The sequence below is a fragment of the Brevibacillus schisleri genome, assembly GCF_055685845.1.
On record NZ_JBVNDM010000001.1, the window covers coordinates 4,591,630 to 4,605,289 of the forward strand.

Here is a 13,660-nt window from a genome sequence, read left to right on the forward strand (position 1 = left end):
AACATACGAGTGCGTATCTTTCGTGAAGACCTTACAAATCAATAGGAGGCATTTCTATGACGCATGTTTTCCCCATCTCATCTGCTATCTTCTTGGTCATCGTGTCCTTGCTGCATTTTTATTGGGCCTTCGGAGGAAAATGGGGGACCGATTCCGTCATTCCCACAACAGCCGATCATGCACGCCGGACTTTTTCCCCTGGGAAAGGCGGAACGATCATTGTTGCCTGCTTGTTGGCTTGTGCCGGTTACATTTTGCTCGCCCAGAGCGGCTATCTATCGCCCGTACTCTCCCCTTCTTTGATTCAATGGGGATGCATGGTCTGTGCTGCTGTATTTGTCCTGCGGGCTGTGGGAGACTTTAACTACATTGGCTTTTTTAAAAAAGTAAAAAATACGAAGTTTGCCCGTCGAGATACGGCATTGTTTACCCCTCTTTGCTTGTGGTTAGGGATATCCTTTCTGCTAGCTTTGTTTTGAGCTCACCAAAGACCCTCTTCCCATAAAAGAGAAGAGGGTCGCTTCCATTATGTTTAGATGTATTACACCTTCCGCTTCTCCGCAATCGCCCGTAGCTGTTCAACAGCATCCATCCCTGCGGTATGTGAGCCGAGCATCGCATGAAACGGCTCCTCTCCACGCCAGCCATGGAAATCAGAACCGCCGGTGACAACAAGTCCGTATTGCGCTGCCCACTTGCTGTAGCGCATTTTTTGTACCTCATCATTGTCCGGGTGATTGACTTCAATCCCATCCAATCCGAATACAATCAACTCCTGGACCAGCTCATCATCGTCATACAGACCCGGATGAGCCAGCACCGCCACTCCGCCAGCCTCTTTGATCAGCGTAATCGCTTCCTGCGGGGTAATGCGTGGAGGATTGACATAAGCCGCTCCCCCTTTGCCCAAGTATTTATCGAAGGCCTCTGCAATCGTTGAAACGACACCCAGCTCCATCAGTTCTTCTGCAATATGCGGTCGCCCGATGTTTTTGTCCGTGCCCTGCTTGCGACGGTATACCTTTTCCAGGGAAATGTCGATACCGAGCTCCTGCAGCCGTGCGATCAGCAGTTGGTTACGCTCATGCCTTGTCTCTCGCAGACGAAAGAGACGCTCTTCAAAAGCTTTGTCTTCATACGGGACAAAATAGCCGAGAACGTGAATATCCTGCCCCTTCCCTACGGAGCTCACTTCCACTCCCGGAATGATTTCCACGCCGAGTGCACGGGCAGCCTCCATTGCTTCTGGAATCCCTGCTACCGTGTCGTGATCCGTGATCGCCAGTGCAGCGAGTCCTGCCTCCTTCGCCAAGCGTACGTTTTCTGCCGGCTCGCAGGTACCGTCTGACGCTTTTGTATGGGTATGCAAATCTGCCATAAGTTCCATTCTCGTCCACTCCTTCTTTTCTTTATTCTACAAGTCTGAATTGGTATTGCCGCACATAGTATGAGACTAAGCTTCGATTCCCAATGGTTGAACCGAGGAGGATGTCCATGCGGTTAAAAAACAAGACCCTTACCGGTGTCGTTCAGCCACTCTCTTATGTTGACAAAATGCTGCGGCAGCAAGGCTTTCATCGTTCAGGCGGGGACAGTATGCCCACGTACGATGTCGTCATGTACGATTCCGCCAGCAGCAGCGCGTATTTTTTGCGCATCCCTACGAACTACACCAGCACAACAACCGGAAAAGGGGAACTGAATGTCAAACTGGGTCATCCGTATTTGGAAGCAAAGTTCTATATGAACACCACGTCCGAAGAAGTTTTTTTCATTCCCAAGGCCGTCCGCGAAGCTGCAGAGCATAAGCTAGCAGAAATCGCCGATTACCTTTCTGCTCCCTCGGCTCCATCCTGAACAGTTCTCCACAACCACCGATTTTGTTCAAACCGGTACGCCACCCTCTTTGTTTTCTGCAGCCCGACCAAGTAACCCATAAACGCCGTCCGAAACAGGACATAGCTCGAAGTATTTTCTATGGTAATGTGTAAACGCTCACACAGGAGAGCCAACGCTTCTTCTGCTGTTCTCTCCTCTACGAAAATGTCGCAGATCACCGAGAAAATCCGCTCATGCCAAGTAATATTTTTATTCACGGCATCATGAGAGGTGGTGGTATATGCTCCATGCCCAGGCAAGTACCCCTTGTAGTTGGTTGCAAGCAGTTTATGAAGACTGAGTAGGGTCTCATGCGCATCCACAAGAAACGGCAGCTTGTGCTTTTCCAAAACCTCTTCGCCTAAATAACTGTCGGCAGCGAAGCATATCTCTTCACAGACGACGCCAACCTGTTGCCAGCTATGCCCCGGCAGAGAAAGGATAGAGAAAGGTACGCCACCAATTTCGATCCCTTCATCCAGTGGAAGGAGGTGGTCCACCCGAGAAGGCTGCGCCAGCAAAAACTTGTTTTTGAGATCCTCAAGTGGGGCTGCACCCATGTTCAAGTAAATGGGCTCAAGTATCGGATTCCGAATGATCGCCTCTTCCAGCGGTGGCGCATAGACCCTTGCTTCTGGCCAGCATCCGAGCAAGTAGGCGTTGCCACCGAAATGGTCGGCATGAGCGTGCGTTTGAATAATGGCACACAAGGGCTGGGCGATAGCGTCCAGTCCTTTCTTGATTTTTTTGGCGTTTTGGGTATCCAGTCCTGAATCGATCAGGATCGCTCCGTGCTCACCAATGACAAGTCCTATGTTAACATGACCGGGAAAATAACCAACACGCTCCGTTATCATTTGAAATGCTTGTCCAGACAAAACAGTCCCTCATTTCATCCTTTTCCTATTTATTTTCTCCAAAATATCGCCTTCCCCTTCCCTATTCCTATATCTCGTGCTCGTGTTTACATAGTGCCGCGATGAGCGATCATCCATTTTACGTGAAAAAAGCGGGCCAATGATCGTATACGGTGGCAGAGGTCGTCCGAGTCCACTGAACATATGCGTGGTCGCCGCAACGGCAACGATTGTTAGTAATGAGAAAACCATCCTCTCCATCCCGATTGTTTGAATCGAGCAGAGTACGATCAGCCCATCAATGAGAAAAATCAGCAATGCAACGCGCAGCTTGTATCGTCTGGCAAGAAATTGGGCGAACAGGTCTGTCCCCCCCGTATTTGTCTCGTAGGCAAGCATCAAACCGACACCCATTCCGATTAATACACCGCCAGTAACTGCGGAAAAGGAAATGGACCACAAATTCCAGCCACGCATATCCGAGAGAATGTCTATAAAGAAAGCAGAAATCAGCATGCCGTGAAAGCTGTGAAAAAACAAGCTGCGATCATAATAAAAGACGATGACATACACAGGGATACTGATCAAAATCATCATGAGACCGGTCGGCATCTGCATGTAATATGTCGCCAACAAACCGATCCCGATCATGCCCCCTTCCATTAAGCGATGCGGAACCAAAAAAAGATTGACTCCAACGCCTAGAAGCACGCTTCCTGTGAGAATCGCTACACTTTTTTGCAGCCAGTACATGTCGCTCCCCTCCTTGGATCGTGCTCGTTTATGTTTATGATCGGAAAGAAGCAGGTATGTCCAAGCATTGCTTCAGAATGCGCTGGTTCAAATCGGAACGTTTTGACTGTTCGGTTGACCTATTGGTATACTTACGAGTAACAAGAAAACCTGTAGCTTGGCTCATGAAAAGCATATCCATTGCAGGTTTTAGATCGAATATTTATCCATTTTTGGTCGTACATGTAAAATACCATTATCGTATCGGAGGTGAATTCTCCCCCTTTCGCACTGCGGGAGGCGGAGGTGTGCTTGGAGAGTCCGATAGGGGAGATTACGCTGAATCTGCTGCTCGTGGTATTTTTGGTTCTTCTGAACGGCTTCTTCGTCGCAGCAGAATTCTCGTTGGTAAAAGTTCGCCAAACTCGTCTGACCCAGCTCGTCAGTGAAGGCAATCACAAAAGTGCCCGCTACGCGCAAAAAGTCACACGAGAGCTCGACGCCTATCTATCCGCCTGCCAGCTAGGAATTACACTGGCTTCGTTGGGGTTAGGCTGGGTCGGTGAACCTGCCGTCGCCCATTACGTCGCGCCCGTCATAGCATTTTTTCATTTCCCATCTTATTTGGTCGGTCCGACCTCCCTTGCAATCGCCTTTGCTATCATCACATTTTTACATATCGTCTTCGGAGAGCTTGCGCCCAAGTCTTTGGCGATTCAAAAAGCGGAGGCCACTTCCCTATGGACTGCCGCACCGCTCATGTTTTTCTACAAGCTGAGCTATCCGCTCATCTGGCTTTTAAACGGAGCAGCCAATCTACTGATCAGACGCCTTGGGATCGAGCCTGCCAACGAAAATGAATCTGCTCATACAGAAGAAGAAATCCGCCTTCTCATGAACCAGAGTCATAAAAGTGGTCACATTGACCAGACCGAGATGGCACTCGTCGACAATGTCTTCGTGTTTTCCGAGCGTCTTGCCCGGGAAATTATGATCCCACGGATTGATATGATTTGCCTCTACGATGACAACACATATGACGAAAACCTCGAAATCATGAGAGAGTCTCGTCATTCACGCTTTCCCGTCGCCCATGAGGATAAGGACAGGCTGATTGGCTTTGTGCACATCTCAGATTTTTACCTCTCTGCGCTGACGACAGGGAAAGCTGAGTTAACTGATTTTCTCCGCCCATTATTGACGGTGCCGGAGTCCATGGAAATCAGCCACGTCTTGCGCTTGATGCAAAAGCGCCGTTCCCAGCTTGCCATCGTGATTGACGAATACGGCGGTACAGCAGGGCTGCTAACGATGGAGAACATTTTGGAGGAAATCGTCGGTGACATTCAGGATGAGTTCGATGAAAATGAGCGCCCTGAAATTGAAGAAAGCTCCAGCAACACGCTCTCGGTTTCCGGCAAAACTCTCTTGACAGAACTAAATGATTACATCTCGATTGAAGTCGTTTCCGACGAAGTCGACACCATTGCCGGATGGCTCTACAGCCAGTTGAATGAAGAGGTCGCGAAAGGCAAAACCGTCACATTCCAAGGCTATCTTTTTGCGATCAGTGAACTAGAAAACCATCGTATTACACGGGTGAGCATCACGTATTTGGGAGCAGAGGATTCGTCTGCTCTTCCTGAGGACATCGTGTCGCTGCACTCCTAATCGAAAAGAACAACCATAATGGCAAGTGTCCCCTGCCGACAGGGGGCACTTCTTGTTTCCGAGGTGTCCTGATGAACTACGCTTTACTCGACAACAAACCCATCCTGTTGCTACCTGAGAACTACAACCGCATACCGTTTTGGCGCATGGCTGCCCGGCAGGACAAGGTACGCTGTCCAGCCTGTGCATCGGTGCTTCGTCTTCATGCTGGCATCAGCTTTGAGCCGCATTTCTTCCATCCCGAAGGAGCGGAGTGCCCGCTTCTGACGGAAAACGGTCCTACTCCTCTCGATTCGCTGCAAGCGATAAATGAGACGGCTGCCACTGCCTTTCAGGCTGTCTTGGCTGCTACGGCAGCAAAGGATCACAACGACGATAACGCGAAAGAACCACTCGCTTTCTCATCTAAGGAGCATAGCGAGGCATGTATAGACGTAGATGAAGCAAATACAACAACCATCGGCTCCTTTCGCATTCCGAAAAAGAGAACGATTGGTGCGAGCACGACGCCTCCCCCGCCAGCTCCGAAGCCACCGGTTTTCCGCAAACGCTTGATGCCGAAGAAGACCATTTCTCACATGGCTGAGCAAATGCGCGATCAATCGCTGCACCCGGGACAACAGCAAGCGGTGCACGCTACCGAGGGGCCTTTTCTTATCCTCGCTGGAGCCGGAAGTGGCAAGACACGCGTCATGACAGCACGCACGACTCACTTGATCTCAGATTTGGGCGTAAAGCCGAATCAAATCATGGTCGTGACCTTTACAACCAAAGCCGCCGATGAAATCCGTCAGCGCATTGCCCGGCAGCTACCCGCCGGACAAGCACGTGAGCTGATTGCCGGAACGTTCCACAGCATCTTTTACCGAATGCTCCTGCATCACCAGCCAGAACGCTGGGATCAGCAGCGCCTTTTGAAAAAGGATTGGCAAAAATGGCGGTTGATGCGCGAGACTGGCGCACTGCTCGGTCATGACGACCTTGCCACATTAAAAGAAACAGAGATCACCGAAGCACTTGGCATTGTCAGCCGTTGGAAAAACGAATACATCCTCCCCCATGAGGTCGCGTATCGGGAAGCAACTAGTGATGCAGAAAAACGAGCGATCCAGCTCTATCCTCTCTACGAGGCCACGAAGAAAAAGCATCAATGGTTTGACTTTGACGACATGCTCATTGGCTGCTACGAAATGCTGCGCGATGATCCAGGACTTCTGCGCCGGTATCAGGAACGTATCACCTATGTGATGGTCGATGAGTTTCAGGATATCAATCGCATTCAGTATGAGACGGTCAAGCTATTAGCCGCTCCGCAAAACAATTTATGTGTCATCGGGGATGACGACCAGTCCATTTACGGCTTTCGCGGCAGTGATCCGCAGTACATCTTGGGCTTCACCAAAGACTTTCCGCAAGCGTCGACATTTACACTCGAGGTCAACTACCGTTCCCATTCCTCGATCGTCAGTCTTGGCTACTCGCTGATCGGTCATAACCGGGAGCGATGGGCAAAGGAATGTCAGTCCTTTCATCACGAGGAAGGTGACACGTATTTATTCGAGCCGGAAGACGAAGAAGAGCAAGCTTCCCGGATCGTCGATGAAATTATCCATCGTCGCGAGCAGGGTGCCATTTTGGGTGAATGCGCGATCTTATACCGCACCAATGAATCGGCACGCCCCATTTTGGAGCGCCTGAGCGAAGCCGGGATTCCTTTTCATTACACACAAGAGGAGGAATCCTTTTACCAACGCCAGACGGTTCGCTGGACGCTGAATTATTTGCGGCTCGCGTTAAACCCGGATGACACCGATGCGCTAAAGGAAATATTGTCGACCCTCTACATCTCAGCGGAAATGTGGAATGCCTTGCGCAGCCAAGCCATCATCGAGGACAAGCCGATTCTGCATGTTCTTCCGCATCTGACACAGCTCAAACCGTATCAGCGCAAGCACATGCAGCAAATCAATGAGATACTTACCGCTTGCAAGGATGTTCCACCTGCTCAGGCGTTGGAGCTCATCTATGAGGACGGCAAACTGCGCGATTATCTAAAAAAACGCGCGAAAGACCGGGAAGATGGCCGGGAACGTTGGAGCGATGAGCTACAGCAAATACTCGCAGCTTCCAAGCGCCATGCGACGATCAGCGATTTTTTAGCTTATATCGATCAAATGACGCGACAAGAAAAAGAGTGGCGCACGATGCGACCACTCCCGGACGAAGCTGTTCATGTTTTAAGCATCCATCGGGCAAAAGGTCTCGAATACGACCACGTCTTCTTGCCCGATCTGGTAGAGGGTGCCCTTCCTCATGAGTACACATTGGATGAGCTGCGAAAAGGCGGCTCCGGTGCGCTTGAAGAAGAACGCCGTCTCTTATACGTCGCGATTACCCGGGCCCGTCACAGCTTGTGTATCGGTATCCCCCGGGAGCGATTCGGACGAAAGACCCGCACCTCCCGCTTCATCGCCGAGATGGGAAGGTAAGTACTGAAAGCCACCGCCCATATAAATCAAGAATTCTTCCATGTTCGTAATCAATGGAAACATAAAACAGGCCCCCTTTCACGCATTCATTTTGGGTATAGTATGCGAGAAAGCGGGGCCTGTTATTCTTTTTCGGGAAATTTGCTTCTGGTTAGCCGCCCATAATGCTGTAGCCAGCATCGACGTGCAGAATTTCACCCGTGATTCCTCGGGAGAGATTGCTGAATAAGAAGAGAGCCGTGTCGCCTACTTCCGATTGGTCAATCGTACGGCGCAATGGCGCTTTCTCCTCAATTTCCTTCAGCACGGAGTTGAAATTGCGGATTCCTTTTGCGGCAAGCGTACGGATTGGACCAGCAGAGATCGCATTGATACGAATGTTCTCTTTGCCCAGGTCGTTTGCCAAATAACGAACAGAAGCATCAAGGGCAGCTTTGGCTACGCCCATCACGTTGTAGTTTTGAATCACGCGCTCACCGCCAAGGTAAGTCAACGTCACGATGCTTCCGCCCTCCGTCATCAACGGACGAGCAGCACGAGCAACTGCTACCAGGGAGAATGCGCTAATGTCCTGTGCCAATGCGTATCCTTCGCGGGAAGTGTTTACATACTCACCTTCGAGCTCTTCCGTTTTCGCAAACGCGATGCAATGCGCTAGGCCATGAATCACGCCCACTTTCTCTTTGATCACAGCAAAAGCCGCTTCGACGTCCTCATCCTTCGTGACATCGCAGTTTACCAGCAGCGACTCTACTCCCAATTTTTCCGTGAGTGCCGCCACGTTTTCACGCAGACGCTCCCCTTGGTACGTAAAAATCAGATTCGCTCCAGCATTATGTAAGGATTGCGCAATTCCCCAGGCAATACTGCGGTGGTTCGCTACGCCCATGATGACGATGTTCTTTCCTTGCAACAATGTATTCATTATGTCTCTGCCCCTTTCCCAACTTATTCCCCTGCATTATAACCGATCTTGTCCATGGATACGAGTGGATAAACGAGAGAGGCAGTGTAAAATTTAATCGGTACTTCCGGCCTGATCACCTAGCGTTGATAGAGCTTCAGAGGAAGCCCACGATTCCTGCAATAGATTCAACGATGTCCCCATGACCGGGAACTCAGTCAGTGACTGCAAATGATCGTCTGTTTGCATTTGCTCTTGATGGTTCATGCTGTAAGTCCACACTCCCTTCCTTCAGACTAGACTGGCTAGGAATGGGCCCTTTTATGCATGCAAGTGGTTCGCGTGTAAAAAGGCAGACAAAATCAGATACACGGCCATCGCGCCAACAAAATAAACCCCGTACTGTGCCTTTTTGGTTTGTCCGATATAAGGGACGAGATGGCTGGCGGATACATATAAAAAAATACCAGTCGTCATGGCCAGCATAATGCCAGACCAATTCGATGGAAACATTCGCTCAGCAAAACCAAAGCTGAGAGCTCCTGCAATCGTCGCAATCCCAAGGGACGTCGCGCCCCAAAATGCTTTCTTTCTCGAGTTGGTCGCTGCCAGCAACAGGGAGGCTATGGTTACACCATCCGGGATTTTGTGCAGGAGCATGGCCACCAACACGGATACCCCAACCTCTGAATCCATCCGCAAGCTCGCGACTAAAGAGACACCTTCGACAAATGCATGTAATAAAAAACCTGTCATGACCCCAATCATTCCCGTGGAGCCAAACTCTCCACTCGACTTGCTGATTAATTCCAAAGCAAAAAGCGTAACAAAACCAACGAGCACAAATGGCATCAACCACAAGCTCTTATCAGAAAAGACATGTGGCATCAAATCTAGAAGCGTAATCGCCAGCAGTAGCCCAGCCCCTGCACTGATCATCGCAAACAATGCCTCAGACGACCAAGCACGCAGACATAACAGCAGTCCCCCGATACTGCTCGCCAAGGCAGCAGTCAAAAGGACAATCCAGAAAACAGATTGCATCATCCGGTCCTCTCCTCACCCAACGAGCAAAAACATGCTTACTCCTTCCATATGTACGCGCCTGTCCCGGTCATTATGAGCAGCCTAGCAAATTTGACAAAATACGACGACCTGTCCGAATCGGACGAAAGATCACTAGTTTTTAGAACCTTTGTCGATTCTCTCTTACCCGGAAAATTTTGGTGCTATAATGAGTCCACCGGGAATACCGAGAGGAAAAAAGGGAGTGATTCGGGATGGATGTACAAGTTTGGATGGCTTCAAAAGAGGTAGCTGATCGCCTTGATGTGCATGTTCGTACACTACGTAACTGGCTGGACTTGTTCGTACCTGCTCAGGAACGTCTGAAAAATCCGCAGGGTCACTATTTGATCAGCGAAGCAGGCTTTGAACTACTCAAGGAAGTGAAAGAAAGAAAAGATAACGGTAACAGCTCGTTAAAAGATATTCAGCGCCAACTGATAGAAGAAGGTCGCTTGTCCGAGGAAATGCTCATGGAAGAAGAACTCGTGGGTGCGGATGAAACCGCCGTTACGCTCAGCGCCACAAATAAGCTGGGTACGGGCATGCGAGAAGTGGAAATGACAGTCCATGAGACACTCGTCCAATTTCAGCAGGAGCTCACTCAACTCTCCTCTATGAATCATATGCAGTCGACCATTCTGCAAAAGATTGTGGACATAGAAGAAATGCAAGAGTCCCTCCGCTTGGAAATGCGTCGCGTTACTTTTGAACTGGATCTTATGCAACAACGCTTGACTCGTCGTAAGGAGCGCTATGCCCGCTATGAGCCTCGCTGGTCACTCAATCCATTCCGCTGGTTTACACGTTCAAATCGCGCAGCCGAGCAATAATCGTGTATTTCCATAAGGAAAAAAATGACAATTAAGAGAAGTACCTGGACAGCGCTAGTCTCCCCATGTTCTACTGTGATAAAATGGTACTACATGAACTGACGGAAAATCAGGACTATTTACATTCCACAAAAAAGGACTGGGGCTTTCGTTGTGAGAAAATTGCATATTACTTCGGTAAAGCCGGGCGATGTCATCGCCAAGAGCATTTTCCAAGAAAATGGGAACGTTCTGTTGGGGATCGGGGTACAACTAACTCCCCGTTACATTGAACGCCTTGTTCAATTGGGAATTGATACCCTCTACATTCAAGACAAGCACACAGAAGATATCATGCCGGAAGATGTAATCCGCGATGAGACGCGTAAAGAAGCCGTGGATGCCGTGTACAAAACGATGACCACCCTCATGGACCAGCCGCAAATCAAGCGCCGTACGTCCGCTCCTGATTTCGGAAGCAGTTTTCAAAAGGTTTTTCGAGAAATCTTCCAAGACTTGAGCAGTCGCAAAGACATCTTAGTCAACCTGTCCAGTCTTCACGTGCTGGATGGTTACCTTTTTCACCACGCTGTCAATGTCGCCGTTCTGTCTGGTGTGGTAGGGATGGCCAAGGGCTACAACCAGCAGCAGATGATGGAATTGGGAATTGGTGCGCTTTTGTTCGACATCGGCATGACACAGGTTCCTAAGGAGCTCTGGACCATGCCTACCGAATTAAGCGCAGAAGAACGCCAACGTGTCCAATACCATACCGAAGAAGGCTTTAATATTTTGCGGAATCAACATAATATCTCGGTCGTCTCCGCCCACTGTGCGCTCCAGCATCACGAGAGATACAACGGAACAGGATATCCCCGTCAGCTCAGTGAGAAAAACATTCACGAGTATGCACGAATCGTGGCAATCGCTGATGTTTACGATGCCTTAGTTTCCCCGCGTCCATTTCGGAAAAGCTACTCGCCGAGTGATGCTACCGAGTACTTGTTCGCTACAGGAAACACCTATTTCGACCTTGACCTGCTCAAGCTGTTTTTGCAGCACGTCGCTATTTATCCAGTTGCCTCTACTGTATTGTTGAGTACAGGACAAACCGGGGTCGTTTCCAAAGTAAATCCATTGGCTGTAAATCGACCTACAATCCGTATTCTTACTAATGAAGATGGCTCTGAAGTAGCCAGCACCTATGAAATCGATCTCTATGATAAAGAATGGATGAGCGTGACGATCGTCAAAACCTTATAGGCCCACCACAAAGCTGAGATTCCTTATTCATCTCAGTTTTTTCATGCTTGGGTACGTGTCGTTTTCGTACGTTGCAAATATCCCGCTATTACTACGAGAGCGACCAACCCAATTTTGATCACATATTCGAGCCAACCCCTTCCTGCGATCCACTCACGCAGCGTATTTTCCATGAGAATCATATTCGCCGCTGTGACTGCCAGGACACCTGAACCAACATAAACAAGCCATACAAAGCGCTCCATTGCCCCTAAAATAAGCTGGCTACCAAAAACCATGAGAGGCACACTGATCAAGAGGCCCAGCACGATAAGGACGATGTCTCCTTGCGCTGCTCCCGCAATAGCGAGTACATTATCCAGTCCCATCATCACATCCGCCACAACAATCGTCTTGACCGCTTGAATCAAGTCTTCACTCGAGTTGATTGCTTCCTCTCGCTCATCCTCGCGCAACAGGTTGTAGCTGATCCATAGCAGAATAATTCCGCCAATCAGGTACAAATACGGGATTTTTAGCAAATAAACAGCAAGAATCGTAGCAATCACACGTACGATGATAGCAAGAAACGTTCCCCACAAAATGGCTTGTTTTCGTTGTTCAACAGGGAGCTTCCTGCATGCGATGGCAATAACCACAGCATTATCTCCACTTAATACGAGGTTGATGGTAATGATGAGTAGCAGCGACGAAAAAAAAGCAGATTCGAACAAAGGATGCAGCCTCCCCAAACTTTTTGAGCCCTACTCGCCACCCTTGTACGGTGCCCCTGATTTTTTGTATGATGGTAACGAGGAGGGTTGTCGAAATGTCGAAACAATTCGTTATAGAAGCGATCATGTTGGCTATCTACGGGGAGTTGATGGTCCCATCGCAACCAGTAGAATATCTGATACCCGCGTCGACAATCTATGAATTGGACGAATTTATCCAGAGTCCTGAACCTATCATGCCCTACTCTGCTGATGATCAGTATGTCCGGCGGATTATGAAAGAAATGAGCCAATTTTTTGCCGATCCATTCAACCGCAAGCGAATGGAAAAAGGACTGGTAGCCCCATGGTCCAAGGTTCCCTTTTCTTTTCCGAACGGCGTGACCCTGACGGTCGTAAAAGTAGAGGACAACGCCATGTGGGGGGAAATATTTGATCCCGTAGAGACACAGCTATTGTTGACGGCCATGAAATTTGAGGCCCCACTTCTCACAGACCAGCCTGATTATCAGGATCGAATATTGGAATATATCGTGCCTGTTCAATTTTACGATGTGGATGATTTTGATTTTGCGCTCGAGCAAGGAATTTCATTGAACGATCTTCGTGAACCATGATCAAGAAAACAGACCGACGAGCCTGACGCTGGTCGGTCTGTTCTACGTCATTGCCTGAGACAAAAAAACGTCCTGAGTAGGTTTGCCCATGGTACAATATGGGTAAAGACATGGAAAGCGGTTCGGGGAGGAATCATGTATGATAGAAATGACAAAAAGAAGCAATGGTTCGGATTGGGAAGCAGAAGCAGCTATTGACCAACAGATTTTGTTTAAAATGGGGAATGAATATTACGGCCTATCGATTTCGCTCGTACGTGAGATCATCAAGCCGTTGCCCATTACACGTTTTCCAAAATCTCCACTTTATGTCGAGGGAGTCATTGATCTGCGTGGACGGATCTTACCGATCATCAACTTGCGGAAAATGTTTGATTTGGAACCTATGGAAGAAACGGATGACACTCGCTTTGTCGACTTGCAGATGGATGGGTTGAACATCGGAATTATCGTGGATGCGGTCTCTGAGGTCATGAATATTCCGCAGAGCTTGATCGAGCCTGCACCACCCATTATCGCTGGTGTAGAGGGCAAATATTTGCAAGGCATTGCCCGAATGAACGACAAGCTGATCATGCTGCTTGATGTGGATGAAATTTTTGGACAGTGGAAAAAGAAGTAACGAACAGTGTAAAGCCCAGTGCGAAGAAGATGCACTG

Annotated in this window: 15 protein-coding genes; 8 read left to right on the plus strand and 7 right to left on the minus strand. The window is 49.1% G+C overall.

The window, feature by feature from the left end; genetic code table 11:
- The first annotated feature begins 56 nt into the window (after nucleotides 1-56).
- The gene (locus ACUUHJ_RS21755) at nucleotides 57-479 is read left to right on the plus strand and encodes a DUF3995 domain-containing protein (protein WP_173625050.1); all 423 of its coding nucleotides are present in this window, start codon (nucleotides 57-59) and stop codon (nucleotides 477-479) included.
- A 62-nt stretch (nucleotides 480-541) separates the two neighbouring features.
- Here the strand turns inward: ACUUHJ_RS21755 and ACUUHJ_RS21760 are convergent, their stop codons facing one another.
- Entirely contained in the window at nucleotides 542-1,387 is an 846-nt protein-coding gene (locus tag ACUUHJ_RS21760) for a PHP domain-containing protein (protein WP_472299925.1), read from the minus strand.
- 107 nt (nucleotides 1,388-1,494) lie between these two features.
- Here ACUUHJ_RS21760 and ACUUHJ_RS21765 point away from each other — a divergent pair, with 107 nt between their 5' ends.
- Nucleotides 1,495-1,857, plus strand: coding sequence for a hypothetical protein (locus ACUUHJ_RS21765; protein ID WP_173617081.1), 363 nt, complete (start codon nucleotides 1,495-1,497; stop codon nucleotides 1,855-1,857).
- Here the strand turns inward: ACUUHJ_RS21765 and ACUUHJ_RS21770 are convergent.
- Both ACUUHJ_RS21770 and ACUUHJ_RS21775 read right to left on the minus strand, forming a co-directional pair.
- A complete protein-coding gene (locus tag ACUUHJ_RS21770; protein WP_289673798.1) occupies nucleotides 1,827-2,756 on the minus strand; it encodes an MBL fold metallo-hydrolase in 930 nt (309 codons plus the stop codon). The two genes, ACUUHJ_RS21765 and ACUUHJ_RS21770, sit on opposite strands and share 31 nt — an antisense overlap.
- A gap of 9 nt (nucleotides 2,757-2,765) precedes the next feature.
- Nucleotides 2,766-3,488 (minus strand): YitT family protein, encoded by a 723-nt coding sequence (locus ACUUHJ_RS21775; RefSeq protein WP_472299926.1) that lies wholly within the window; start codon nucleotides 3,486-3,488, stop codon nucleotides 2,766-2,768.
- Nucleotides 3,489-3,773: 285 nt separating this feature from the next.
- On the opposite strand from ACUUHJ_RS21775, the gene ACUUHJ_RS21780 reads away from it, so the two are divergent.
- Nucleotides 3,774-5,138: a hemolysin family protein gene (locus tag ACUUHJ_RS21780; RefSeq protein WP_472299927.1), complete on the plus strand. Its 1,365-nt coding sequence runs from the start codon at nucleotides 3,774-3,776 to the stop codon at nucleotides 5,136-5,138.
- Nucleotides 5,139-5,209: 71 nt separating this feature from the next.
- Entirely contained in the window at nucleotides 5,210-7,627 is a 2,418-nt protein-coding gene (locus ACUUHJ_RS21785) for a UvrD-helicase domain-containing protein (RefSeq protein WP_472299928.1), read from the plus strand.
- A 151-nt stretch (nucleotides 7,628-7,778) separates the two neighbouring features.
- Here the strand turns inward: ACUUHJ_RS21785 and fabI are convergent, their stop codons facing one another.
- The 3 genes from fabI to ACUUHJ_RS21800 all read right to left on the minus strand — a co-directional run bounded on the left by fabI (nucleotide 7,779) and on the right by ACUUHJ_RS21800 (nucleotide 9,578).
- Nucleotides 7,779-8,552, minus strand: coding sequence for an enoyl-ACP reductase FabI (gene fabI, locus ACUUHJ_RS21790; RefSeq protein WP_016742464.1), 774 nt, complete (start codon nucleotides 8,550-8,552; stop codon nucleotides 7,779-7,781).
- A gap of 93 nt (nucleotides 8,553-8,645) precedes the next feature.
- A complete protein-coding gene (locus tag ACUUHJ_RS21795) occupies nucleotides 8,646-8,798 on the minus strand; it encodes a hypothetical protein (protein WP_472299929.1) in 153 nt (50 codons plus the stop codon).
- Nucleotides 8,799-8,852: 54 nt separating this feature from the next.
- A complete protein-coding gene (locus tag ACUUHJ_RS21800) occupies nucleotides 8,853-9,578 on the minus strand; it encodes a ZIP family metal transporter (protein WP_015892277.1) in 726 nt (241 codons plus the stop codon).
- Nucleotides 9,579-9,811: 233 nt separating this feature from the next.
- Between ACUUHJ_RS21800 and ACUUHJ_RS21805 the strand changes: the two genes are divergently transcribed.
- Nucleotides 9,812-10,429, plus strand: coding sequence for a MerR family transcriptional regulator (locus ACUUHJ_RS21805; RefSeq protein ID WP_289673802.1), 618 nt, complete (start codon nucleotides 9,812-9,814; stop codon nucleotides 10,427-10,429).
- Between the two features lie 153 nt (nucleotides 10,430-10,582).
- Entirely contained in the window at nucleotides 10,583-11,671 is a 1,089-nt protein-coding gene (locus ACUUHJ_RS21810; protein WP_289673803.1) for an HD-GYP domain-containing protein, read from the plus strand.
- Nucleotides 11,672-11,712: 41 nt separating this feature from the next.
- Here the strand turns inward: ACUUHJ_RS21810 and ACUUHJ_RS21815 are convergent, their stop codons facing one another.
- Nucleotides 11,713-12,393: a TerC family protein gene (locus ACUUHJ_RS21815; protein ID WP_289678128.1), complete on the minus strand. Its 681-nt coding sequence runs from the start codon at nucleotides 12,391-12,393 to the stop codon at nucleotides 11,713-11,715.
- Between the two features lie 86 nt (nucleotides 12,394-12,479).
- Between ACUUHJ_RS21815 and ACUUHJ_RS21820 the strand changes: the two genes are divergently transcribed.
- A complete protein-coding gene (locus ACUUHJ_RS21820; RefSeq protein WP_289673804.1) occupies nucleotides 12,480-13,001 on the plus strand; it encodes an ADP-heptose synthase in 522 nt (173 codons plus the stop codon).
- Nucleotides 13,002-13,143: 142 nt separating this feature from the next.
- Complete coding sequence (locus ACUUHJ_RS21825; RefSeq protein WP_354142448.1) at nucleotides 13,144-13,623, plus strand: chemotaxis protein CheW; 480 nt, start codon at nucleotides 13,144-13,146, stop codon at nucleotides 13,621-13,623.
- Nucleotides 13,624-13,660 lie beyond the last annotated feature (37 nt).

What these genes read in the sequence shown, in the direction of transcription:
- ACUUHJ_RS21760 (WP_472299925.1), bottom strand. Translation starts at nt 1,387, where the DNA reads ATGGAACTTATGGCAGATTTGCATACCCATACAAAAGCGTCAGACGGT.
- ACUUHJ_RS21795 (WP_472299929.1), bottom strand. Translation starts at nt 8,798, where the DNA reads ATGAACCATCAAGAGCAAATGCAAACAGACGATCATTTGCAGTCACTG.
- ACUUHJ_RS21805 (WP_289673802.1), top strand. Translation starts at nt 9,812, where the DNA reads ATGGATGTACAAGTTTGGATGGCTTCAAAAGAGGTAGCTGATCGCCTT.
- ACUUHJ_RS21755 (WP_173625050.1), top strand. Translation starts at nt 57, where the DNA reads ATGACGCATGTTTTCCCCATCTCATCTGCTATCTTCTTGGTCATCGTG.
- fabI (WP_016742464.1), bottom strand. Translation starts at nt 8,552, where the DNA reads ATGAATACATTGTTGCAAGGAAAGAACATCGTCATCATGGGCGTAGCG.
- ACUUHJ_RS21800 (WP_015892277.1), bottom strand. Translation starts at nt 9,578, where the DNA reads ATGATGCAATCTGTTTTCTGGATTGTCCTTTTGACTGCTGCCTTGGCG.
- ACUUHJ_RS21765 (WP_173617081.1), top strand. Translation starts at nt 1,495, where the DNA reads ATGCGGTTAAAAAACAAGACCCTTACCGGTGTCGTTCAGCCACTCTCT.
- ACUUHJ_RS21775 (WP_472299926.1), bottom strand. Translation starts at nt 3,488, where the DNA reads ATGTACTGGCTGCAAAAAAGTGTAGCGATTCTCACAGGAAGCGTGCTT.
- ACUUHJ_RS21785 (WP_472299928.1), top strand. Translation starts at nt 5,210, where the DNA reads ATGAACTACGCTTTACTCGACAACAAACCCATCCTGTTGCTACCTGAG.
- ACUUHJ_RS21820 (WP_289673804.1), top strand. Translation starts at nt 12,480, where the DNA reads ATGTCGAAACAATTCGTTATAGAAGCGATCATGTTGGCTATCTACGGG.